Source organism: Agrobacterium sp. rho-13.3 (assembly GCF_033957765.2).
GTDB lineage: Bacteria > Pseudomonadota > Alphaproteobacteria > Rhizobiales > Rhizobiaceae > Agrobacterium.
Genome location: NZ_CP192774.1, coordinates 589808 through 612400, shown reverse-complemented (window position 1 = coordinate 612400; position 22593 = coordinate 589808). Strand labels below are relative to the sequence as shown.

Annotated in this window: 25 protein-coding genes; 10 read left to right on the top strand and 15 right to left on the bottom strand. The window is 57.7% G+C overall.

Annotated features, from left to right (window positions below; genetic code table 11):
- Positions 1-157: 157 nt before the first annotated feature.
- From RMR16_RS03005 to RMR16_RS02995, 3 genes are all read right to left on the bottom strand, one after another.
- Positions 158-583 carry a hypothetical protein gene (locus RMR16_RS03005; RefSeq protein ID WP_320199250.1) on the bottom strand — a complete coding sequence of 142 codons (426 nt, stop codon included), beginning with the start codon at positions 581-583 and terminating at the stop codon, positions 158-160.
- A 222-nt stretch (positions 584-805) separates the two neighbouring features.
- The gene (locus tag RMR16_RS03000; protein ID WP_320199501.1) at positions 806-2065 is read right to left on the bottom strand and encodes a DNA-packaging protein; all 1260 of its coding nucleotides are present in this window, start codon (positions 2063-2065) and stop codon (positions 806-808) included.
- Between the two features lie 73 nt (positions 2066-2138).
- Entirely contained in the window at positions 2139-2648 is a 510-nt protein-coding gene (locus RMR16_RS02995) for a hypothetical protein (RefSeq protein WP_320199249.1), read from the bottom strand.
- Positions 2649-3038: 390 nt separating this feature from the next.
- Between RMR16_RS02995 and RMR16_RS02990 the strand changes: the two genes are divergently transcribed.
- The 3 genes from RMR16_RS02990 to RMR16_RS02980 are packed head-to-tail and all read left to right on the top strand — an operon-like array spanning position 3039 to position 5473.
- A complete protein-coding gene (locus RMR16_RS02990; protein WP_413785974.1) occupies positions 3039-4700 on the top strand; it encodes an alpha/beta hydrolase in 1662 nt (553 codons plus the stop codon).
- A gap of 60 nt (positions 4701-4760) precedes the next feature.
- On the top strand, positions 4761-5069 hold the full coding sequence (locus RMR16_RS02985) for a type II toxin-antitoxin system MqsR family toxin (RefSeq protein WP_320199248.1): 309 nt from the start codon (positions 4761-4763) through the stop codon (positions 5067-5069).
- Positions 5066-5473 (top strand): type II toxin-antitoxin system MqsA family antitoxin, encoded by a 408-nt coding sequence (locus RMR16_RS02980; protein ID WP_320199247.1) that lies wholly within the window; start codon positions 5066-5068, stop codon positions 5471-5473. The genes RMR16_RS02985 and RMR16_RS02980 overlap by 4 nt, the downstream gene beginning before the upstream one ends.
- A gap of 15 nt (positions 5474-5488) precedes the next feature.
- Here RMR16_RS02980 and RMR16_RS02975 read toward each other — a convergent pair whose 3' ends face one another.
- Positions 5489-5920 carry an Lrp/AsnC family transcriptional regulator gene (locus RMR16_RS02975; protein WP_320199246.1) on the bottom strand — a complete coding sequence of 144 codons (432 nt, stop codon included), beginning with the start codon at positions 5918-5920 and terminating at the stop codon, positions 5489-5491.
- Positions 5921-6040: 120 nt separating this feature from the next.
- Between RMR16_RS02975 and RMR16_RS02970 the strand changes: the two genes are divergently transcribed.
- Positions 6041-7141 (top strand): saccharopine dehydrogenase family protein, encoded by a 1101-nt coding sequence (locus RMR16_RS02970; RefSeq protein ID WP_320199245.1) that lies wholly within the window; start codon positions 6041-6043, stop codon positions 7139-7141.
- A gap of 220 nt (positions 7142-7361) precedes the next feature.
- Here the strand turns inward: RMR16_RS02970 and RMR16_RS02965 are convergent, their stop codons facing one another.
- The gene (locus tag RMR16_RS02965; RefSeq protein ID WP_320199499.1) at positions 7362-8822 is read right to left on the bottom strand and encodes a protein adenylyltransferase SelO; all 1461 of its coding nucleotides are present in this window, start codon (positions 8820-8822) and stop codon (positions 7362-7364) included.
- Between the two features lie 245 nt (positions 8823-9067).
- Between RMR16_RS02965 and RMR16_RS02960 the strand changes: the two genes are divergently transcribed.
- The 4 genes from RMR16_RS02960 to RMR16_RS02945 all read left to right on the top strand — a co-directional run bounded on the left by RMR16_RS02960 (position 9068) and on the right by RMR16_RS02945 (position 11974).
- Positions 9068-9622 carry a hypothetical protein gene (locus tag RMR16_RS02960; protein WP_432354195.1) on the top strand — a complete coding sequence of 185 codons (555 nt, stop codon included), beginning with the start codon at positions 9068-9070 and terminating at the stop codon, positions 9620-9622.
- A 92-nt stretch (positions 9623-9714) separates the two neighbouring features.
- The gene (locus RMR16_RS02955) at positions 9715-11448 is read left to right on the top strand and encodes a glycoside hydrolase family 32 protein (protein ID WP_320199243.1); all 1734 of its coding nucleotides are present in this window, start codon (positions 9715-9717) and stop codon (positions 11446-11448) included.
- A gap of 68 nt (positions 11449-11516) precedes the next feature.
- Positions 11517-11687, top strand: a complete 171-nt coding sequence (locus RMR16_RS02950; RefSeq protein ID WP_320199242.1) for a hypothetical protein — start codon at positions 11517-11519, stop codon at positions 11685-11687.
- Positions 11688-11725: 38 nt separating this feature from the next.
- Complete coding sequence (locus tag RMR16_RS02945) at positions 11726-11974, top strand: hypothetical protein (RefSeq protein ID WP_320199241.1); 249 nt, start codon at positions 11726-11728, stop codon at positions 11972-11974.
- Positions 11975-12001: 27 nt separating this feature from the next.
- Here the strand turns inward: RMR16_RS02945 and RMR16_RS02940 are convergent, their stop codons facing one another.
- The 5 genes from RMR16_RS02940 to RMR16_RS02920 form a co-directional block, all read right to left on the bottom strand.
- Positions 12002-12355, bottom strand: coding sequence for a type II toxin-antitoxin system RelE/ParE family toxin (locus RMR16_RS02940; protein WP_320199240.1), 354 nt, complete (start codon positions 12353-12355; stop codon positions 12002-12004).
- Complete coding sequence (locus RMR16_RS02935; RefSeq protein ID WP_320199239.1) at positions 12345-12614, bottom strand: ribbon-helix-helix domain-containing protein; 270 nt, start codon at positions 12612-12614, stop codon at positions 12345-12347. Before RMR16_RS02935 ends, RMR16_RS02940 begins: the two co-directional genes overlap by 11 nt.
- Positions 12615-12704: 90 nt before the next feature.
- A complete protein-coding gene (locus RMR16_RS02930) occupies positions 12705-12905 on the bottom strand; it encodes a heavy-metal-associated domain-containing protein (protein ID WP_320199238.1) in 201 nt (66 codons plus the stop codon).
- Positions 12906-12916: 11 nt separating this feature from the next.
- A complete protein-coding gene (cueR, locus tag RMR16_RS02925) occupies positions 12917-13330 on the bottom strand; it encodes a Cu(I)-responsive transcriptional regulator (RefSeq protein WP_320199237.1) in 414 nt (137 codons plus the stop codon).
- Positions 13327-15801, bottom strand: coding sequence for a heavy metal translocating P-type ATPase (locus tag RMR16_RS02920; protein WP_320199236.1), 2475 nt, complete (start codon positions 15799-15801; stop codon positions 13327-13329). The genes cueR and RMR16_RS02920 overlap by 4 nt, the downstream gene beginning before the upstream one ends.
- A 261-nt stretch (positions 15802-16062) precedes the next feature.
- Between RMR16_RS02920 and RMR16_RS02915 the strand changes: the two genes are divergently transcribed.
- Positions 16063-16956, top strand: coding sequence for a sensor domain-containing diguanylate cyclase (locus RMR16_RS02915; RefSeq protein WP_320199235.1), 894 nt, complete (start codon positions 16063-16065; stop codon positions 16954-16956).
- A 23-nt stretch (positions 16957-16979) separates the two neighbouring features.
- On the opposite strand, the gene blaOXA is transcribed toward RMR16_RS02915, so the two are convergent.
- Both blaOXA and RMR16_RS02905 read right to left on the bottom strand, forming a co-directional pair.
- Positions 16980-17795, bottom strand: coding sequence for a class D beta-lactamase (gene blaOXA / locus RMR16_RS02910; protein ID WP_320199234.1), 816 nt, complete (start codon positions 17793-17795; stop codon positions 16980-16982).
- A gap of 263 nt (positions 17796-18058) precedes the next feature.
- The gene (locus RMR16_RS02905; protein ID WP_320199233.1) at positions 18059-18535 is read right to left on the bottom strand and encodes a YcgN family cysteine cluster protein; all 477 of its coding nucleotides are present in this window, start codon (positions 18533-18535) and stop codon (positions 18059-18061) included.
- Between the two features lie 183 nt (positions 18536-18718).
- On the opposite strand from RMR16_RS02905, the gene RMR16_RS02900 reads away from it, so the two are divergent.
- Positions 18719-20893, top strand: coding sequence for a transglycosylase domain-containing protein (locus RMR16_RS02900; RefSeq protein WP_320199232.1), 2175 nt, complete (start codon positions 18719-18721; stop codon positions 20891-20893).
- 22 nt (positions 20894-20915) lie between these two features.
- Here the strand turns inward: RMR16_RS02900 and RMR16_RS02895 are convergent, their stop codons facing one another.
- The 3 genes from RMR16_RS02895 to RMR16_RS02885 form a co-directional block, all read right to left on the bottom strand.
- A complete protein-coding gene (locus tag RMR16_RS02895) occupies positions 20916-21278 on the bottom strand; it encodes a nuclear transport factor 2 family protein (RefSeq protein WP_320199231.1) in 363 nt (120 codons plus the stop codon).
- A 31-nt stretch (positions 21279-21309) separates the two neighbouring features.
- Positions 21310-21693, bottom strand: coding sequence for an ACT domain-containing protein (locus RMR16_RS02890; RefSeq protein ID WP_320199498.1), 384 nt, complete (start codon positions 21691-21693; stop codon positions 21310-21312).
- A gap of 132 nt (positions 21694-21825) precedes the next feature.
- Positions 21826-22476 carry a glutathione S-transferase family protein gene (locus RMR16_RS02885; protein WP_320199230.1) on the bottom strand — a complete coding sequence of 217 codons (651 nt, stop codon included), beginning with the start codon at positions 22474-22476 and terminating at the stop codon, positions 21826-21828.
- Positions 22477-22593: the final 117 nt, after the last annotated feature.

The window sequence follows — 22593 nt, the reverse complement described above, 5'->3', positions numbered from 1 at the left end:
CCTCGAAAACGAATGGCGGCAGATGCGCGAAGTTGGCGCACAGCCAAAGCCTTCCCAGTCTCCTAAGAAGTGATGGGCGAAGGCACTATAATTGCATTGTTCGATCTATGAAATTCGCCCGTGAAATGGCTCTAAGCCAATCGCGGGCGTCTTTTGCTTATTGTGGCGAACTAAGCTTAGCGCGGAAGTATTTAAAGGCGCGACCGCACGCGAAAGCCAGCCCATAGCCGATACATGCTATGATGACACCATAGATGATCCCGGTGAATGGCGCAAAATTTCGGCCCGCATCCAATATCATGGCATCCCAGAAAAAACCCAGTTCTCCCACAAGTTCGTGGTCCTGAAAAACCTGATCGCCGTCATGATCAAATGTGTAAACCCGGTAGGTTATGTAGCGGTCGATTATGTGTACGATTAATACGAACGTAACGTAATACGCTGCATAGCCCGCGAAGAATCTTTTCCAGAATGACGTGATTGCTGGCCGAAACTCGAACCAAAGAAATAGAAAAAAGCTGACCGCTATCCCTGTATAGTTCGCGATCAAAATAGCTCGACTAATGATGAATTGTTCATTCATTTACGAAATCCGAAACCTGCGTACGCTTCTACCAAGACGTGTGTATTTTTAGGAATAGGGTTATCCATAAGAAACTTCAATGCCGAACTTCTTTCCCAAATCGAACACATCCCAAACACCGTCCGGCGCAAAGCCGTTGCGTGCTTTTTTTGAACAAAGCCCATAAGACGGTCGTGCACATTCCTCGCCATTGGCCCGCTCGCAATCGTCCTAAAACACGCCTTACATCCCCCGCACCCGCGGCTCCGCCATCACCTCCATCGCCAGCGCCGTCAGTGCCCACACCAGCGCGTCCAGCCGGTCCGGTGATTTGCCGGAAGACAAACCATCCGGCCCGAAATCCGCCATCTGGTCTTCCAGTTTTTCAAACCGCGCCGCGTGCCGCACCCGGCCCTGCTCATAAAGTGCGGCCACGGGCTCAGCGCGGGTAAACTTGCCTCGGCTGGCTCGCACCATCGTCACCGGCAGATTGACATCGATGCTTTTCAGCATCGCAGTCACCATCTCCCCGCCCTGGTTCACCTCGGCCACCACGCGGTCAGCCTCAAAGCGCCGGTGCGCGGCCACCACGGCCCGCGCCCATCCGGCGGGCGAAGCACTTTCAACAGAGCAATCCGCCAGAACCCAGAAGCGCCCATCGATGCCCACCCCTGCCACAACGATGCCGCAGCAAGACCCCTCGCCGCTTCCCGCAGGCGGGTCCACCGCCACCACGATCCGCGCCAAAACATCCGGTCTGGCATCGAAAATCGCTTCCAGATCGGCGCGTTTCCACAGCGCATCATCACGCTGCGCAATCAGCTCGCCGTCCAACTCCTGACGCCCCAGCCGCGTGCCGCCGTAACGCTGCATCATCGCGTCGATGAAACCGGGCGAAAGATTATCCGCATTGTCATGCGTTCGCATCCGCACCACCCGACTGGCCGGATCGGCCATCAGCGCCTTCAACAGCGGTATTGGCCTCGGCGTGGTGGTAATCAGTTGCTGCGGCCGGTCCCCCAAGCGGAGGCCGAATTGCAGCATGTCCCAGGTTTCCTGCGCATAACGCCACTTTGCCAGCTCATCGGCCCAGGCAAAATGAAATTGCGGACCGCGCAGACTTTCCGGGTCTTCGGAAGAAAATATTTGCGCCATCGCCCCGTTTGGCCACACCAGCCTGCGGCGAGACGCTTCGAAATCCGGCCGTTTGAACCGGGCCACGCGGCAAATGCCGGAAACCCCGTCGATCATCACCTCACGCGCATCGCCCAGCGTTTCCGCCACCAGCGCAATGCGCAGATCGGATGTGTCGCCTGCGGATGCAACAACATGCACCCACTCCGCCCCGGCCCGTGTTTTGCCGGAGCCTCGCCCGCCAATCAGCAACCAGTTGCGCCAGTCGCCGTCCGGCTGCTGCTGCGGATAATTTCCCACAAAACGCCAATCGCGGTTGAAACGATCGACGTGATCCCGTTTATATCGGTCGGCCAACGGCTCCGTCATGCCCCTGGCAATCTCTCGGGCACGAATGTCCGGCCTGTCAGAACCGATGCGCGGCAGCGATGCTTTTCCCGCATCATTCTCCCCCGTCAGCCGGTTGCCCTTCCGGCGCCAGACCGGCAGCGCCAAGTCTTGCCCGCAGCTTCTGCTCGACGAGGTCGTCGATCCGCTTTTGGAAGAATGCAACGGCCTGCTCATAATCCTGATTGTCCGCTTCGCTCTCTGCCTGCGCCTCGCGGTCACGGGCCAGTTGCCGTTGCAACGTGTCGATTTTTTCCAGCGTCCGGACAATCAGCGACATCGCATCGGTCGCGGCCTTCACATCGGCCCGCGCCAACTTCCCCGCCGCATCGTCCGCAGCTTCATCCAGCGCCGCCCCGGCCCCTTCGCGCAACTCGCGAAAAAACCGAAACTGCTCCCGCATCTCCGCCGTCATCTCATTCATCAGCCGCCACAACGCGTCCGGCCCGTCAATGGCACCGTCCTGCTGAACCGACTTTGTTTCAAGAGCTGTATCAGGCGCATAAACACGCCTCTGCGGCCAATCGCAGTAAAGCGAAAGGTCGTGGTCGATCATCAATGTCATGGTTTGCCTTTGGGTAAGGGCACTAAACGCAGAATAGACCCCCTCTGCCTGCCGGCATCTCCCCCACAAGGGGGGAGACAGCAAATCCGGCAATCACTGCCACAAATGCAACGTTTCAGATGGCCGAGAGGTCGCCGCGATTTATCTCCCCCCTTGTGGGGGAGATGCCGGCAGGCAGAGGGGGATGCCCCACCCACAAAGGTAAGAGGGTTAATCACCACCACCGCCCAACCGCAAATCTCCGACTGTGCCATAAACCTACCAAACGACCGTCACGCCGTCAAGGATTAAATTCCTATTTCCCTCAAAATATATTCCGTAATCTTTCTTCCACACACCCTCCCCGCATATTACACTGCCCGCGCAAACCACGGGGAAGGATGCAAAACATTGAGATGGATCAGGCGTTTGGTCATACCGCTTTCGAGCACGGGCATCGTCGTCGGCACGGTGCTGCTCTGCGCATCGCTCACGCCCTCGCTGCTTCCCCGCACCTTTGTCATGCAAGGCGTGCTGTGCGGTTTTTCCTTTGCCATCGGTTATCTCATCGGCGTTTTGCTGAAGGATATCGTCGTCTATCTCGGCCTGCCGCAGCCCTCCCGGCATGATAAGCGCGGCATTCTTTTCGTCATCTCGCTGGCCGCCATCGTTGCCGCCGTTGGCTTTCTCTGGCAGGCCGCCACATGGCAAAATTCCATTCGTGTTTTGATGGAACTGGAACCGCTGGATAGCGCCCACCGCGTTAAAACCGGCGCAATCGCCGTCGGTGTTTCCGGCCTTCTCATCGGTTTTGGGCGGTTGTTTCAAATCGTGCGGCGCCTGTTTGCCCTGCGCACCCGCCGCTTTTTGCCGCGAAGACTGGCCAATGTCGTGGGCATCGGCGCAGCCGCCGTCATCGCGGTGCTGCTGCTGAACGGATTGATTGTCGATATCGGCCTGCGCTTCATGGACAGTTCGCTGAAACAGGTCGACAGCCTCATCCAACCCGATGTCCCCCGCCCCTCCGAGCCTCTGAAAACCGGCAGCGAAGCCTCGCTTATGTCGTGGGAATCGCTCGGTCGCCGGGGCCGGGAATTCGTCGCCACAGGCCCGAAAAGTGCGGACATTTCCGCCTTCACGGGCCGTACCGCCATGGAACCCATCCGCGTTTACGCCGGTCTCAATTCCGCCGATACGCCCGCAAAACGTGCCCAACTGGCGCTGGATGAGTTGAAGCGCACCGGCGGTTTCGAGCGGGAAACGCTGCTTGTCGTGGTGCCCACCGGCACCGGCTGGATAGACCCGGAAGCCATTGATACGGTTGAATATTTGCACAATGGCAACATCGCCAGCGTCTCCGTGCAATATTCCTATCTTTCAAGCTGGATAGCCCTGCTGACAGAACCGGATTACGGCGTGGAAACCGGGCGTGCGCTGTTCGAAGCCATCTACGGCTACTGGACAACGCTGCCCAAAGACACCCGCCCGAAGCTCTATCTGCACGGCCTCAGCCTCGGCGCGCTCAATAGCCAGAAATCCTCCGATCTTTATGATGTTTTGGCTGATCCCTTCCAGGGCGCATTGTGGAGCGGCCCACCCTTCTCCAGCCCCACCTGGCGCATGGCCACCAATGGCCGCGTTCCCGGCACCCCGCAATGGCTGCCAACCTTCCGTGATTCCTCGGTCATCCGCTTTGCAGATCAATACACAAACGCCCATATGCCGGATAAAAACTGGGGGCCGATGCGTATCGTCTACCTGCAATATGCCAGCGATCCCATCACCTTTTTTGAGCCCGCCGCCCTCTATCGCCGCCCGGAATGGATGGACCAACCCCGCGGCCGCGATGTCTCCTCCTCCTTCCGCTGGTTCCCCGTCGTCACCTCCCTGCAACTGCTCCTGGACGTCGCCGCCGCCACCACAGCCCCCATGGGCTACGGCCATGTTTACGCCCCGGAACATTACATCGACGCATGGCTGGAAGTGACCCAACCGCAAGGCTGGACCGCGCAAGACATCCAGCGACTAAAGATGTTTTTCAAGGCGAAGCGTGGGAGCACGGACCCGGCTTGATAAAAAGACAGCCATAAAGATGCCATCTTGTAAAATTACCCTTTAAGGGTAATATGTGGTATGGAAAAACGGATAGCCCATTACAGTCTTCAGGCCATCATCGCCATTGTGAAGCAACGAAAAGCAGCGGTGTTCACAAAAACTGCAATCGATGGCGGAAGACGGATGGATCTGACCGTGGCGGAAATGGTCGAGGTCATTTGCAAGCTCAATAACAAATGCCTCTACAAATCTATGACGACCCATAGTGACAACACCGTCTGGCAGGATGTGTACCATGCCGATACCAAAAGCGGCAAAGCCTACATCAAGCTGACGCTTCGTGCTGATGGAGCACTGGTAATACAATTCAAGGAGTTGCAACCATGACTGAACTTTGCATGTCCTGCGATTCTGGCGCAAGAATGGAAGCTTTCGCCAACGAAACCCACCGCATAGATCATCGAGGACTAGTGACCAACGTCGAAGGCTTGTCCGGCTTTCGCTGCGCCGCCTGCGGCGAAATCGAATATGATGCGCAAAGTGCTGAACGTTATGCGGCAGCCAGTGATGCATTGGTGCTGGAAGCCCGCCGCTCCACAGGAGAGGAATTGCGTCGTATTCGCAAGAAACTGAATATCAATCAGGCCGAAGCGTCAAAGCTCACGGGTGGCGGCCACAATGCCTTTTCGCGTTACGAAACCGGCAAAGTCACGCCTACACCCGCGGTCATCAACCTCTTCCGCATGTTGGACAAACACCCGGAAGAAGTCGAGAATTTGAAGCGGGCGTAACCCGCCTGCACGGTCTCACCGCGAAATCCGCGTCGATAAAATCACCGAAGACAGCGTGCGCTCCACCCCGTCCAACCCACCAATGCGGTCCAGCAACCGATCCAGATCGGCGATCGAAGGTGCGGCCAGAATGGCTATCAGATCGAAGGTGCCGCTGACGGAATGCAGTGTGGTCACCTCATTGATCGCCGCCAGCGCCGCCGTCACACCACCCAGCGCTTTGGGGGCGATGGTAATCAGCACATGCGCCCGCACCAGCCCGGAAAGATAGCTTTCCGACAGCTTGATGCCATACCCGGCAATCACCCCTTCGGCTTCCAGCCGCTCTATGCGCGCCTGCACCGTGGTGCGGGAAAGGCCGAGTTTGCGCGCCAGTTCCGCCACCGGCATACGGGCATTTTCCGCCAGCAGTGAAAGCAGCGCCCGGTCCTTGTCGCTCGTCGTCATTCTGCGCAATCCTGTTGGCGATATGCCTAATTTTATACGTTAAATCGCATAATGTGAAGCTACGAATCGTGTGCCAGATACGGCATTCTGTTACCTCACAATAATCTTCGGGGGACAGACATGAAACACATCGTAATCATCGGCGCAGGCAATATCGGATCGGCAATCGCTTGGATGCTGGCCGTCACGGGAGACTACCGCGTCACGGTCGCGGATCGCTCCGCAGACCAGCTTGCCAACGTCCCCGCCCATGAGCGGGTCGATACCGAGATCGTCGACATTACCGATCGCCTCGGCCTGCAAGCGCTGCTGAAGGAGAAGTTTGCGGTGCTGTCCGCCGCCCCCTTCCACCTCACCGCAGGCATTGCAGAGGCAGCCGTTGCCGTCGGCACCCATTATCTGGACCTCACCGAAGACGTGGAATCCACCCGCAAGGTCAAGAAACTGGCCGAAACGTCCGAGATCGCCCTCATCCCGCAATGTGGCCTTGCGCCCGGCTTCATTTCCATCGTCGCGGCTGATCTCGCTGCACGGTTTGACAAGCTGGACAGCGTGCGTATGCGCGTCGGCGCTCTGCCGCAATATCCGTCCAACGCCTTGAACTATAACCTCACCTGGAGCACGGACGGCCTCATCAACGAATATATCGAACCCTGCGAAGCCATCGTTGAAGGCCGCCTCACCGCCGTTCCGGCACTGGAAGAGCGCGAGGAATTTTCGCTGGATGGCGTCACCTATGAGGCCTTCAACACGTCCGGCGGTCTCGGCACTCTGGCCGCCACGCTGGAAGGCAAGGTGCGCACCATGAATTACCGCACCATCCGTTATCCCGGCCACGCCTCCATCATGAAGGCGCTGCTCAACGACCTCAACCTGCGCAACCGCCGCGATGTGCTGAAAGACCTGTTCGAAAACGCCCTTCCCGCCACCATGCAGGATGTCGTCATCGTTTTCGTCACCGTCTGCGGCACGAAAAACGGCCGCTTCATGCAGGAAACCTACGCCCACAAAGTCTATGCCGGCCCCGTCTCCGGCCGCATGATGAGCGCCATCCAGATCACCACCGCGTCCGGCATCACCACGGTTCTTGATCTTCTGAAAGATGGCAAGCTGCCGCAAAAAGGCTTTGTAAAACAGGAAGATATCGGGCTTGCCGATTTCTTGGCCAATCGGTTTGGACAGTATTATGCGCCGCAGGGTGGTTTGGCGAAGGTAGGGTAGTGCCTTAGCACGTTAGCCACAGCATGCGCGGCTCACCCCCCTCTGCCTTGCCAGGCATCTCCCCCTCAAGGGGGGAGATCGGCTAGACGCTCCTACGCTGCTCAATCTCAACGTAAGATAAGATCGAGAGCAGGCCGCGAGTCGATCTCCCCACCTGAGGGGGAGATGTCCGGCAGGACAGAGGGGGGTAAGCCACACCCACCGTCCTTGCTACTCATACTCACGTCCCACAAAACGTCCGAAACACCCGCTCATGCCCCATCGGGGCCTGCGCATAAACCGCGAACTCCGCCACCTCCTCAAAGGGCCGTGCCGTCGCCCGCAGCACCTCATGAAACGGCGCGAAATCCTCATCTTCCACAGCCGCCGCAATCACCTCTTCGATGCGGTGGTTGCGGGGAATGACTGCAGGGTTCACCGCCCGCATCGCCTTGGCCCTATCACCCTCCGTCACGCTCTCGCGCCATGTCCGCGCCCGCCAGCGGGACAGCCATTCATCCGCACCGGCCAGATCGATAAACATGCCGCGAAACGCCTCGGCGTCGCCGTCTGCCGCGTCACATAGCCTGCGGAATGTCAGGGTGAAATCCACCTCGGATCGCTGCATCAGCGCCAGCAAATCCTGCACCAATTGTTCGTCGGCATCATCCTGCGTCGTCAGGCCCAGCTTGCCGCGCATACCGGATAGCCAGCGTTTGGGGAACTGGCTGGCAAACTCCGCCAGCACACCATTGGCCAGATCAACCGCCGTGTCCGCATCTTCGTCCAGCAGCGGCAGCAGGCATTCGGCCAGCCGCGCAATGTTCCACTGCGCAATACCGGGCTGGCTGTTATAGGCGTACCGCCCCTGCGCATCGATGGAGGAGAACACCTTGTTAGGATTATATTCATCCATAAAGGCACAGGGTCCGAAATCGATGGTTTCGCCGGAAATCGCCACATTGTCGGTGTTCATCACGCCGTGGATGAAACCCACCATCATCCAGCGGCACACAAGCTCACGCTGCCGTTCGGCAATGCTTTGCAACAGGACAAAATACGGTCTCTCGGCGTGTTTCGCGTCCGGGTAATGCCGCTCGATCACGTAATCCGCCAGCGTCTTAATGGCCTCATTGTCCTCGCGCGCCGCGAAGAACTGGAACGTACCGACACGAATATGGCTGGCCGCAACCCGCGTCACCACGCCACCGGGCAGGCCCGTTTCGCGCTGCACCCGCTCCCCCGTGGCCACCGCCGCCAGCGCCCGCGTGGCTGGAATGCCCAGCGCAAACATCGCCTCGGAAACGATATATTCCCGCAACACCGGCCCAAGGGCCGCGCGTCCATCGCCTCTGCGCGAAAAATGCGTGGGGCCGGAACCCTTTAGCTGGATATCGCGTCTTCTTCCAATATTATCAATGACTTCACCCAGCAATATGGCCCGCCCGTCACCCAGTTTAGGCACGAAATTGCCGAACTGATGCCCGGCATAGGCCATGGCCAGCGGCTCTGCACCCTGCGGCACCACATTGCCGGAAAATATCGCCGCCAACCGCGCATCGTCCACGCCGTCAAGCTCCAGCCCAAGCTCTGCCGCCAGCGGCCTGTTGAACGCAATCAACTGCGGTGCCCGCACCGGCGTCGGCAACGCGGCGGCACTGAAGCGCTCTGGCAGGCGCGCATAGGAATTGTCAAAATGGATCACGGGTCTGCTCCCTGTTTCAGCGCATATATGGGCACTTTTACGGACATATACCAGCCCGGCAGTGCGCCGACTGAACTCGCGCCCGCTCAACAAACTCACGGAGAATTACGTCATCTTCATAATCAATACGTGCAAAAGATATTGCTTAATTAATTTATAATTGAATTCTTTCGTTAGTCCGAGCATTCTGATGGAATCAACTGATTCGGCAGGCTTATCATTCTGCTCTGGGGGCATTTCTTATGATAAATCTTCGTTTTGTAACGGCTGTTGCCGCATGCGTATTTTTATCTGGTCCGTCCAGCGTCCCGACTGCACAAGCACTTCTAACCTCTAAAACACACAGCAATTTCAACCCCGTAAAAAACACACTGCATTATACGCGCGCTCAAGGCGAGCGCATCATTGCGGTGTCCTGGCTGGACGGGTTGAAACAACCGCGCGGTAAAAGCTTTCAGTCAAGCGGCGTTGCCCGTTACGGTTACACGCCGATGAAAGAGCCTTCGGAGAACCTGCTGGATGCTTTTCCGGTCTCAAGTGTCGCCGCGCATCCGGTAAATGGTCTGACCTCTTTCGCCTGCCGAACACCGGAAATTGCAGTTTTTGGCACGCGTTACAGCTTTGACACAACCCCTACACGCGCCGACTTCAACGGTCGCCTGCTGAACAGCAATGCATTGGAGCAGGCATCCGCGATCGACGACGATGCGTTCGAGGCCTTCTCCAGAGAGATACTCGACGCGCGACCTGAGCAGCAAAAAAGCCGGACCTGGCAGAAAACACAAATCACGCTGTAGTGGCTGGCAGCATCTGTCATGCGCGTGAATGAACTTTAACCTGCCACTTTCGTTCCTATTCTGTGTCTTGATAGGAATGGAAGGATATTGGAATGAATGATAAAGCCTTGCCCGCAGAGATCACTCCGACAGACGAGATCGAAAGCGCAATCCGCACCATTCAAACCGATCTTCCGGTCAATGCGACCATCCACATCTGGCTGAAAGCAAAGAAGCCGGAAGAACCGGGCTCGCTGGCATTTTCCAACAATAACGGCAAGTTTGGTGAGGTTTCCACCAGCAATGTCGATGAATTCAGCTTCCGCATTTATCAGGTTTTCGGCGGCGGGCGTGTGGAGCTGAGCTACGATACGGTGACGACCGCCGTGTCCGTCATCTACTGGTTTACCGCCTCCGACGTGCTGGAAACCGGCATCACCGTTGTCCACACAAAGCCGGACAATGCCGCCCCGGACCTGCCGGACAGCTATCATTTTCGCCCGCCTTTCGGCTGGATGAACGACCCCAATGGCTTTGGCCGTTTCGAGGGACGTCCGCATTTGTTCTATCAGCATTATTCCCACGGCCTGCGCTGGAACACCATGCATTGGGGTCATGCGGTGTCTTCCGATTACCTGCGCTGGCGGCATTTGCCGATCTTTCTGTTCCCTTCCGAAGACCTCACGACCCGGCCAGACAAGCGCGGCGGCGCCTATTCCGGCTCCACCATTCCGCTGGTGGAAGGCACCGGCATTCGTGTGTTTTTTACCGAGCAGGTGCAGGACCGCGTGCCGGAACAACAGATTCAGCTCACCGCCACCTCATCCGATCTCATCATGGCCGGACAGGCCGAGGTCATTCTCGGCCACCGGCCCGATGGCCAAGGACTGACGCCGGATTTCCGCGACCCCTATGTGTTTCGTGGGCCGGATGGCCTGTGGAAAATGCTGCTGGGCAGCCAGAGCGATGGCGGTGGCGTCATTCTGCTTTACGAAACGCAAGACCCGACAGCCGCCTCCGGCTGGACCTATGTGGGCAAGCTGTGGGTGGAAACGCGCTATAAGACCACCGCCGTGGAATGCCCGTGCCTGCTGCCGCTGGATGGCCCGGCCAATGCCCGCTCCACCCGCTGGGTGCTGGTGTATGGCCTGATGCATTCCGATGATGTGAAGACCGGCCGCAAGAACCTGACCATGGCCGATGTCGGCTGGTTCGACGGCAAGAGCTTCGTCAAGGAATTTGGACAGGAGCTGGATTTCGGCACGGATAATTACGCGTTTCAGGCCTTTCTGGATGGCGACACCATTGTCGGCATCGGCTGGCTGGCCAACTGGGCGGATGCCACACCGGAGATTGATTTCCCCACCGCCATGACCCTGCCACGGCGTCTGCACTTCTCCAAAGGCGCGCTGCTGACCCCGCCCATCGGTGCAGCCGAAAGCCTGCGCCATCGCATTTTGGATCGCACCCGGCTGGCCGTCGGAGAGCGCATCGCGTTTCCCACCGGCGCCGTGGAAATCCTGTTCGAACTGACCAAACCCGGTATGCCGTTCGAGCTTGAACTGGACCACCCCACCGTGCGCCTGGGCGTTATCTGCGATGAAACGGGCCTGTGGATACGCCATGAGGATGGCCGCAGTAGCCCCGGACCACGCTATATTTCCGAGGGTGCCCGCCCCTATCGGCTGCGCATTTTCCTCGATTACGGCTCCATCGAGGTCTTTGCCGACCACGGCAGATATGTCGGCACCAAACGCATCGAAAGCTTCGAGCCGGTGCGCGCCGCGCAACTGAAAACCATCGATGGGACGGTTGCCCACGCCACCGTCTGGTCGCTCAAGCAATAATAGGCAGGAACCTTCGTCGGATATGTCCGTTCTCTTCAGGAACAGACATATCAGACAAGGACATCCTCATGACAAAGATACAGGGAACCGATCCCATTCTTTTTCCTTCGGAAGCCAATGAGGATAAGGGCAAAAAGAAGCGGGCCGGACAAGGCATCATCCTCGTCATCGCCGGTGTCGGCATTCTCGCATTCGTGATCTACATGGCGATGATCGTCGTCATGACGACGCGAGCCTAAGCTGCCTTTTTCGCAATCCAACCAAGGAGTTCCACCCCATGGACCCGCGCAAACCCGTGCCCGAAAACGAAGACGCCCTGGACGAAGACATTCTTGATGTCGACGTGGATGATCTTTCCGCCGACGGCGAACTGTCCCAATCCATAGAACATGAACTGGCGGAAGAAGAGGCCGAAAGCGAAGACGACCCCTATCAGGAAAGCGACGACGCTCTGCCGGATGACGAGGAAGAACGGGTGATCGACCGCAACCCGTCTCGTGAGGGTGGGAAGTTTGATGAGGTTTGAGACCTGTCGGGCAAAGGCGGCGTAAGTTTACGCCGTCTTTTTTCCAAGCCGCGCCAGCATATGGCGCTGATGATCTTGCCCGCCAAAGAAAACAGCAAGGATACGAACCTGCTGCTCTTCTTCACTGACTTCGAAATAAAATATGGCCTGATTTTTTGTGACGTTCCGCAATCCGTGAGACAGGTTTGGCAATAATGTTCCCTGATAGGGCGTTTCGCCTATCAGTTCCATTTGGTCTTCCAGAGCCCTCAATCTTTCCGCAGCACGTTCCAAGGCATCGGACAGATCATCACCCAAAGACACATATGCCTCAACAAGATGATCGAAAATGAGACCCAGATCACGCTCACTGTCTCCAGAGCGTATGACCTCATAGACCATAAGCGGCTTTCTTGGCTGCAATCATCTTTTCAGTGCGTTTACGTCCTTCTTCCAAAGACACAAACTCGCCCTGTCTGCGTTCATCCAGCAAATTTTTAAGCGCTGCAAGTTCAGCATCCTGAAGTTCCGTTTCATGCCGAACAAGCTCAAGCCCACGCTGTACAACGGCACTGAGGCTAGAAAAACGGCCATCTTCCACCAGTTTGCGGGCAAAAGAATCCTGCTGTTCTTGGATGGAAACAGATGCTTTGACTGACATAATCCGCCCTCGAAGGATACAATAACTACTACTGAGTAGCATATTTCGCTATTGGAAACCAGCCGTCAAAAACGTGACCGCCTGGCAAAACTACCCCACCCGCTCAGGGCTATACCCAACGTCCCGCATAACGCCCTCAGCCGTGGCCGCATCGCCGTCAATCGTCACCCTTTGGGCGGCAAGGTCGATGGTGATATCCGCTCCCGGCAGTGCTTCGGAAAGGGCGTTGCGCACGGTTTTTTCGCAGTGGCCGCAGGTCATGTCGGGGACGGAGAAGGTGGTGGCTGTCATGGGAATGTCCTTTATTTTTGGTCGATGGATTTTGTGTCGAGACCGGCCAGATCATCGAGGATCGGACAATCGGGCCGGTGGTCGCCGCCGCAGCAGTGGGCGAGATGCGACAGGGTTTTCACCATGGCTTTCATCTCGGCGATTTTGCGCTCCAGCTCGGTAATGTGGGAGAGCGCGATGTCCTTCACGGCTGAACTTTCGCGGCTTTTGTCCTGCCAGAGTTTCAGCAGGGTTTCCGTTTCTTCCAGCGAAAAACCCAGCGTGCGGGCGCGTTTGATGAAGCGCAGATTGTGTATGTCCTGCGCGGCATAGGTCCGGTAATTATTGCCGGTGCGGGCCGCGGGGGTGATGAGGCCGATCTGTTCGTAATAGCGGATCATCTTCGCGGATACGCCGGATGCATCCGATGCCTGACCGATGTTCATACTGCCACCTTTGCCGTTTTCAACCGCAACGCATTGCCCAGAACGAAGACCGAAGACAGCGCCATGGCCCCGGCCCCGATCATCGGCGAAAGCGTAATGCCAAAGGCCGGATAAAGCGCGCCCGCCGCAACGGGGATCAACGCCACGTTATAGCCAAACGCCCAGAACAGGTTTTGGCGAATGTTGCGCATGGTGGCGCGGCTGAGTTCTATGGCGTGGACCGCGCCCATCAGATCGCCCCCCACCAGCACCACATCGGCGCTTTCGATGGCCACATCCGTTCCCGTGCCGATGGCAATGCCGATATCAGCCTGCGCCAGCGCCGGGGCATCATTGATGCCATCTCCCACGAAAGCGAGCGTTTTGCCGCCTTGGCGCAGATCATGGATCGCCTTGACCTTACCTTCCGGCAGAACCTCGGCGACGACATTTTCAATGCCGACCTGGCGTGCGATGGCTTTCGCCGTGCGCTCATTATCGCCCGTCACCATCACCACTTCGATGCCCATGTCTTGCAGGGCTTTGATGGCTTTGGCGCTGGAGAGCTTCAGCGGATCGGCAACGGCGATAATGGCTGCAAGCTTTCCATCGATCGCGGCATAAAGCGGTGTCTTGCCTTCATCGCCCAGCTTTTTGGCTGATTCGTCAAAGGGTTGGACGGAAATTCCGAGCTTTGTCATGAAACGATCGGCTCCGACGTTGACGTTGCGGCCATCCACCGTGGCAGAGATGCCGTAGCCGGTGATGCTTTCGAAATTGGTGATGGTGGCAGGTTCGAATCCTGCAGGGACTCGCATATTTTCTGCCGCTCGCACAATCGCCTCCGCAATCGGATGTTCCGAGCGGCTCTCGACGGCGGCGACCAACCGCAACACTTCGTCCTTGCCAAAACCTTCCGACACCACGAAATCCGTCAATTCCGGCCTGCCCTTTGTCACGGTCCCGGTCTTGTCCACCACCACGATGTCCGCAGAGCGCAGTGCCTGCAACGCCTCTCCCTTGCGGAACAGCACGCCAAGTTCTGCGGCCCTGCCCGTGCCGACCATGATGGAGGTGGGCGTGGCCAGACCCATGGCGCAGGGGCAGGCGATGATGAGAACAGCGACCGCATTGATGAGCGCAAAGGTATAAGCAGGGTCCGGCCCGAAGATCGCCCAGAGAATGAATGTCAGCACGGCCACGGCGATAACCACGGGGACGAACAGCGCAGTCACACGATCCACCAGAAGCTGGATGGGCAGTTTTGCGCCCTGCGCCTGCTCCACCAGCCGGATGATTTGCGCCAGCATGGTGTCGGCACCCACCTTGGTGGCCCGAAATTTGAACGCGCCGGTCTTGTTGATGGTACCGCCCACGACATGCGCGCCGATAGTCTTTTCCACCGGCACCGGCTCACCCGAAATCATCGATTCATCGACATAGGACGTGCCGTCCACCACCTCGCCATCGACGGGCAGACGCTCGCCGGGGCGGATGATGACGATGTCACCTGTCGCCACCGCATCCGCCGGGATATCCAGCACCGTGCCATCCCGCTCCACCCGCGCCGTTTTGGCTTGAAGGCTGGCCAGTTTGCGAATGGCATCGCCGGTTTTGCCGCTGGCGCGCGCTTCCAGCAACCGCCCGATGAGGATGAGCGTGACGATGACACAGGCCGCTTCATAATAGACATGGCGGGCATTTTCCGGCAGCAGACCGGGCGCAAATGTGGTCACAAGCGAGTAGAGGTAAGCAGCACTCACCCCAAGCGCCACCAGCGAATTCATCTCCGGCGCGCCGTGCCACAATGCTGGAAAACCGGATTTCAGGAACCGCAATCCCGGCCCGAAAATCACCAGCGTCGCCAGAGCAAAATAGACGTAATAGAGGTTCTGTGTGTCGATAACGCCCATCAGCCAATGATGAACAGGCGCATAAATATGCCCGCCCATTTCCAGCACGAACAGGGGCGCGGTCAGAATGGCGGCGATAGCCACATCCCGCTTTAACTTCGATTCGTCACCTGCGTGATGGTCATGGTGACCATGCTGCGTCCGTTCTGCTTTCAGCGTAAACCCGGCGAGTTTGGCGGTTTCGATCAGCAAATCCCGCTCACGCCCGTTGCCCATGCTGTCCACCAGCACCGCGCCACTGGCCGCATCAACGGTAACGCTGATGGTGGTGGCAATCGCCTCCAGCACCGTTTTCAGCCGCTCCAGATCGCCCTTTGGGCCGTCTACAAAGAGCGCGTGCCGCTGCGGTGCAACCTCATAACCAATCTTCTTCACCGCCGCCGCCAGTGTGCGCGCCGAAAAGCCCTGCCCCGGCTCCACCGTCAGCTTTTTGGTGGCGAAGTTGACAGAGCTTGCCGCCACACCCGGCACCTTGGCCGCCGCATGTTCCACTCGTCGCACGCAAGAGGCGCAGGTCATTCCATCCACCGGGATGGAGATGGGTTCGCTCGAAAGGTCGTGTCTTACAGTCTCGTTCATAGGAAAATCCTCTTTCGAGACCCTATGTAATCCTTCCCATCATGGGAAGGTCAAGCGATGATTGAAGTAATTTGTGCGTTCGTCAACCGAAGACGCCTTTTGTATCGCCGCAAGTGTTCATTTAGAAAAATGAAATCTTGCTGTGTCAAACTGATACGATCAAGAGGCTGATTTGCAGATGAAATACATGTCGAGTGGAGGCGCATGTAAGGGTAATTTGTTGCATGGCCTCATCGTTCGGCAACGTGGGAAAACGGTTCCTTGTTCACACAGCAGCAATTGACGTCAATCCTTTCCGCCCTTCCGGACCCGGCATTTATTCTGACGCGCAGTGGCCGATATGCAGCGATCTTCGGAGGAAAAGATCTCCGGCATTATCATGACAGCAAGGCCCTTGTCGGCTGCAGCATGTTTGAAGTGCTGAAGGAGGAAAAGGCCCATTGGTTTGCGGCGGAAATTGAAAAGGCGCTGGAAGGCGGTGTGCTTCATATCGTGGAATACGAACTCAGCGGCAGTGACGTTAAGGGCGCCGGCGAAGGCCCCGGCCACTCCCTCTGGTTTGAGGGCCGCGTACAGGCGCTGAGTTTTCAGGTCGAGGGTGAGGATGCCGTCGTCTGGGTGGCCAGCAATATCACCCACAAGAATGAAATTCAGCAAACGCTGCGCCAATTGAGCGAAACGGACGCCCTGACGGGCCTATACAACCGACGGAAGCTGATTGAGACGCTGGATGACCGTTTGGCGATCTTTGAACGCGAAAAGTCTCAGACGTCGGTGCTGGTGTTCGATCTCGATAATTTCAAGCGGCTCAATGATCAGATGGGGCATCAGGCAGGCGATGCGGCCCTGCTGGAAATTGCACGCCTTTGCCGACAGCATCTGCGCCAGAGCGATGTGATTGCACGCTTCGGGGGCGATGAATTCGTGGTCGTGATGCCCGGCACCCATCGTCACGACGCCTTGGAAATCGCAGAACGGCTGCGCAAGCACGTTCAAATCACTCTGCGGGAAAATTTGCAGTATGACGCGACGATCAGCGGTGGCGTCAGCGAGTTCAACCAGCCGGATCGCGTGTCTGACGATATCCTCAAACGCGCCGACCAGGGATTGTATCTGTCCAAACGTGCCGGTCGCAACCGGGTGCTGGCCCTGTAAACGTCGATAAACGCAGCCCAACCCTACCGATGCACGGAATACCGCGGAATATCGCGTAAAAACTCTTCCCGCACCACCTGCCCCATGGGCTTTTCCGATGGTTTGTCGGCGACGCGGAAGCGCACGAAGACGATGTGCTGGCCTTCGCGTTCTGCCCAGCCGACGAACCAGCCGAAGGGGCGGTTGGGGTCCGGTTGGCCGTCGTCGCCTTTCAGGTTACCGGTGCCTGTCGTGCCGTGGGCGCTCCAGGCTTCGGGGCCGTCATAAACGGGAATGATGGCCTTGGTCTTGTTTTGCGCATCGCGGGAAAATGGCAGGTTATTGCCCAGAAGACGGCGCATGAAGCCGATCTGTTCGACGGGCGAAATTTCCAGCGAGGTGCCGACCCATGCGTCGGTCAGGCCGTTATCCTTGCCTGCCTCACCGGCCACATCCGCATTGCCGAAACCCAGCCGCTTCACATAGGACGCGAATTTTTCCCGGCCCAGACGGCTGGTGATTTCGCGGGAATACCAGCGGATGGAGTCCTTTTGCCATGTGGTGGGGTCAACCTTTTTGCGCTCTTGCGGCGCGGCATCCATGCCTTGGCTCCACTCCCAGACGGGGTTGAACTCGTCCTGCAAAATGCTGGCATCAAACCCGATCAGCGCCAAGGGCACCTTGAAGGTGGAGGCCGGAGAAACGCGCCTGTCGCATGTGCCCTGCTGGGTGATGACAGCACCGGTTTCCACCGATGTCACCAGCGTGCAATCATAAGGCTGCGCGGCCTGCGCCCCCAATGGGATTAAGCCGAACGCTGCAAGACACAAAGATTTGAGAAGGGCGCACCGGGGCAGCATGCATGTTCCTTGAATATCCAGCCATCATCATAGCCGGTAACGGGTGCTTATGAAAAGTGATTGATGTTGAATAGCGGATGGATAGGGCAGGAATAGGACGTGTCCTTTTTTCCCTCATTCCTGTGCTTGTCACAGGAATCCAGTCGTTGCGCGTCTGCGCGACGGAAAAACTCTTTTCAGCCCAAGGACTTGGGCTGGCTGGATTCCTGTGACAAGCACAGGAATGAGGAGAGTGCGGTGCATAGCGGGAGAAAACATCACCCTCAACGCCGCTGCGCCTGCGCCTCTTCCCCCACCGTCAGCGGCCAATCCACGACATAATCCTCGAAGTCATCCACATCGACCTCTTTTTCGCTTACCGTGCGTCCCCGCGCCGAAATGCCTGCGATATGAACGGTCTCCGCATCACCGGAAACCAGCGGGTGCCACCAGTAGAGGTCTTGGCCCTCTTTCACCAGCCGGTAACCGCAGGTGGGCGGCAACCAGTGGATTTCGTTGATCAATTCCACGGTCAGCTGAATGCAGTCCGGCACCGTGTCGAACCGTTTGGGGTAATCCGAGCACCGACAGCTTTCCCCATCCAGCAACTGACAGGCTACCGAGGTGAACACCACTTCGCCGCTATCCCAGTCTTCCAGCTTGTTAAGACAGCACAGGCCACAGCCATCGCACAGGCTTTCCCACTCCGTGCCGGACATTTGCGCCAGCGTTTTCGTTTTCCAGAATGGCGCGTCACTCATCGTTAACATTTCCGTTTCATTTTGGGGCAATGGCGGCAATTTGGTTTAGCCCGTTTTGTCATATCGCAATCCGCTAGATTATAAGATATTTCTTAAATCTGGCAGAGTGGTGGTGAGGAATGACCCGCACAAGGTTGCTGCGTCAAGCATCCCCTTGCCACATCGAACAGGAATTCGCTTCAGGTGCAGGAAGACAAGACCAAGAAACCGGCGCGTCGCAACCGCCACATTCTGCTACGGATCGATTCTTGGATCGATTCCGGCCTCTGGACAGCCGCATCCCGCGTTTTCGATTTCTGGGAAGAAGTCACCATCGCATCGCGCAAGCTGCATGTGCGGGGCTGGAAAAAATTCCTCATCAACATCACCGATGATGCGCTGACGGTTGGCACCGCCGGCACCGTGCTGATGCTGGCGCTGGCCCTGCCCGCCTTTGAAGAAACCAAAAAGGACTGGCGTTATCGCGGTGATTTCGCCGTGACCTTCTTGGACCGTTACGGCAACACCATCGGCCATCGCGGCATTATTCACGAGGATTCGGTCCCCATCGATGAAATGCCGGACCATTTCATCAAGGCGGTTCTCGCCACCGAAGACCGTCGTTTCTTCGAACATTTCGGCATCGATTTCATCGGCCTTGCCCGCGCCATGAGCGAGAACGCCCGCGCTGGCGGCGTCGTGCAGGGCGGCTCGACGCTGACACAGCAGCTTGCGAAAAACCTGTTTCTGACCAATGAGCGTTCGCTGGAACGCAAGATCAAGGAAGCCTTTTTGGCGCTGTGGCTGGAAGCCAACATGTCCAAAAAGGAAATCCTCAGCCTTTATCTGGACCGCGCCTACATGGGCGGCGGCACGTTCGGCGCGGCAGCAGCGGCGCAGTTTTATTTCGGCAAGAACCTGACGGATGTGACGCTGGCGGAATCCGCCATCCTCGCCGGTCTGTTCAAGGCGCCTGCGAAATACGCACCTCATGTCAACCTGCCTGCGGCGCGTGCGCGTGCCAACACGGTTCTGTCCAACCTCGTGCAAGGCGGATTGATGACCGAAGGACAGGTGGTTGGCGCCCGCCGCAACCCGGCAACCGTCATCGACCGCGTGGACGTGAAGGCACCGGATTATTTCCTCGACTGGGCCTTTGAAGAGGTTCAGCGGCTGGCCGCGCAAGACAAGATCAAGGACCACACGGTCGTGGTCCGCACCACCATCGACACCGGCCTCCAGCAAGCCGCCGAACAGGCCTTGGAAGGCAGCCTTCGCGAGTTTGGCGAAGGCTACAAGGTCAAGCAGGGTGCGATGGTGATGATCGAAAATGGCGGCGGTATTCGCGCCATGGTCGGCGGGCGGGATTATGGCGAAAGCCAGTTTAACCGCGCCACTGCCGCACTTCGCCAGCCCGGATCGTCCTTCAAGGTCTATACCTATTCCGCCGCCATGGAGAAGGGTTACAAGCCGGAAACGCTGATTTCCGACGCCCCCGTCACATGGCGCGGCTGGTCTCCGCAAAACTATGGCCGCTCCTATGCGGGCAAGGTGACGTTGCAGGTGGCGCTGGCCAAATCCTACAACACGGTGCCGGTGCGGCTGGCAAAAGACGTGCTGGGCACGCAGATCATCGTCGATACCGCCAAGGCCATGGGCGTGACCACGCCTTTGCGCACCGACAAGACCATTCCGCTCGGCACCTCGGAAGTCACGGTGCTGGATCAGGCAACGGGTTACGCGGTATTTCCCGCCGACGGCATGCAATCACGCCGCCACGGCATTGCGCAGGTGCTGGATTACGAGGGCAAGGTTCTTTACGATTTCGACCGCGATGAACCACCCGCCCACCGCGTGCTGTCCGAAGACGCGACCTCCAAAATGAACCGCATGTTGGTGACCATTCCGGTGGAAGGCACGGCGCGGCGCGGCGCATTGGACAACGGCATCGTTTCCGGCGGCAAAACCGGCACATCGCAAGCCTACCGCGACGCGTGGTATATCGGCTTTACCGGCAATTACACCACGGCTGTGTGGTTCGGAAACGACGACTTCACCTCCATGAACAACATGACAGGCGGCGCACTGCCCGCCATGACGTTCAAACGGCTGATGGACTACGCTCACCAGGGCATGGAGCTGCGCCCCATTCCCGGCATCCAGAACCCGCTTCCATCAGGCTCCCGCCCCAAACCAGCGGCCGGCGCAGAAGTGGCCACAGCCGATGCGCTCCCGGCCCTCACCCGTCCCCGCTCGCTTTCCGCCGAAGCCACCCGTGTCATTCGCTCCATCGGCAAAAAACTGAAAGAAGCGTCCGCACCGTCGCTGGCGGTGCAGAAGGTTGCGGAAGTGGGGACTGATGCGGGGGTGAAGCGGTAGGGTTTGACCTCAGCCGCTCAGCCTACCCCAACATTCGGGGTTCGCTGATTTTGAACCAGGCTTTGGCAATCTTGGCGTTTTCGATCTCGTAAATGCAAACGACATCGATTTCGCCACGCCCTTCCGGAAAATTCCGTGTGACCGTCTCATGGTCCACGACCATATTTCCCACCACGATGCGCGTCAGCAATGTGCCATGCAGATCAGGCTCTTTGAACCGTTCGATATGGCGCGCTCGTATTTCCGCCGCGCTGCCCGCCAAAAGCGTGGATGGAAAAGCGTAATACTGGCAATCATCGGCCCACCACAGCATAAATGCGTCGATATCGCGGGCGTTATAAGCCTCAAGCTGTTGTTGGACAGGCCGTTCAATTTCAAGACTCAAAGGTCACCTCTTCATGGAAAGCTGGAAGCGCTTAGACAAAAGAATGCCCGGCACGCACCAGCAAATCGACAGCTCTGTCTAAATCACTTGCTTTAAGAAGCAAATGGTCCCCATCGAAGGTAGAAACCACGAATATTCCAATGTCATTTTTCGACAAGGGTTCGATGACCGACAACACGATGCCCGTTTCATCAAAGGCAAACGGCCCCTGAAATTTCAGAGACGACCAGCCATCATCAACCTGCACCCCTTTCGGGATACGGTCGCGCAGACAGACGATGGAAAGCTCGTCATCATTACGGCTGATGCTGACAAACCCGTTCCCATCCGCCCATGATGGAATAGGATCGGACGGGCGCAGGCGGGCAACCGCATATATGCCTTCCAGAATTCGCAACCTGATGCGGGGTGCCATGGGAAAATCACCTTCAGTCAAACGTCATGGGTTTTTCGATACAGCCGAACACAACGAATGCAATCTCAAATCGATCATGGCCCGAGCTTCTCCAGTGAACAAACGGCCCAAACAAGATGTGCGACCACGTCCTCACCCACCCGAAGCCGCCCTGAACACTGCCAGTTGCGCCGCAAACGCGCGCTTATAGGCAGGCCGCGCTTCGCCTCGTGCGACATAGTCGGAAAGGTTGGGATAGTCGCCCAATAGGCCTGATGGTTTCAACCTGATCAGCACCGATACCATCATAAGATCGGCGGCGGTGAAGGGGCCGTCCAGCCATTCGGCATAACCCAGGCGGATGGATAACGGGCGCAACACGTGGTGGATGCGCTGCTCGACCAATGGCAGGCGCTCTTCGTACCACGGCTTTTGACGCTCCAGAATTTTTGTGTTTTGGAGATCGATGATCGGTGTTTCTATCGTGTTGAGGGCGCAGAACATCCATGTGATAGTGCGGGCTCTGGCATCCGTATCTTGCGGCAACAGACCGGAATATTGCTCGGCGATGTGCAGCACGATGGCCCCCGTCTCAAACAGAACGAGATCACCCTCCTCATAGGTCGGAATCTGGCCGAAGGGCTGGAGCGTCAGATGGGCCGGCTCCTTCATGGCCTTGAAGGAGAGCAAACGCACCTCGTAGGGCTGGCCCACTTCTTCAAGCGCCCAGCGGACCCGCATATCTCGCGCCAGCCCCTGGCCGCGATCCGGGGAATTTTCAAAGGCGGTCATTGTAATGGTCATTGCTGTTCTCCATCGCTTGTTCTTTTTAGAGACGAATGGCTGAATGAGGTTCCGACAGGACTGTCGACTATAGCGCAGATTTAACCGCACGACGTGCAGGGCCGTGCCAACTCTGTT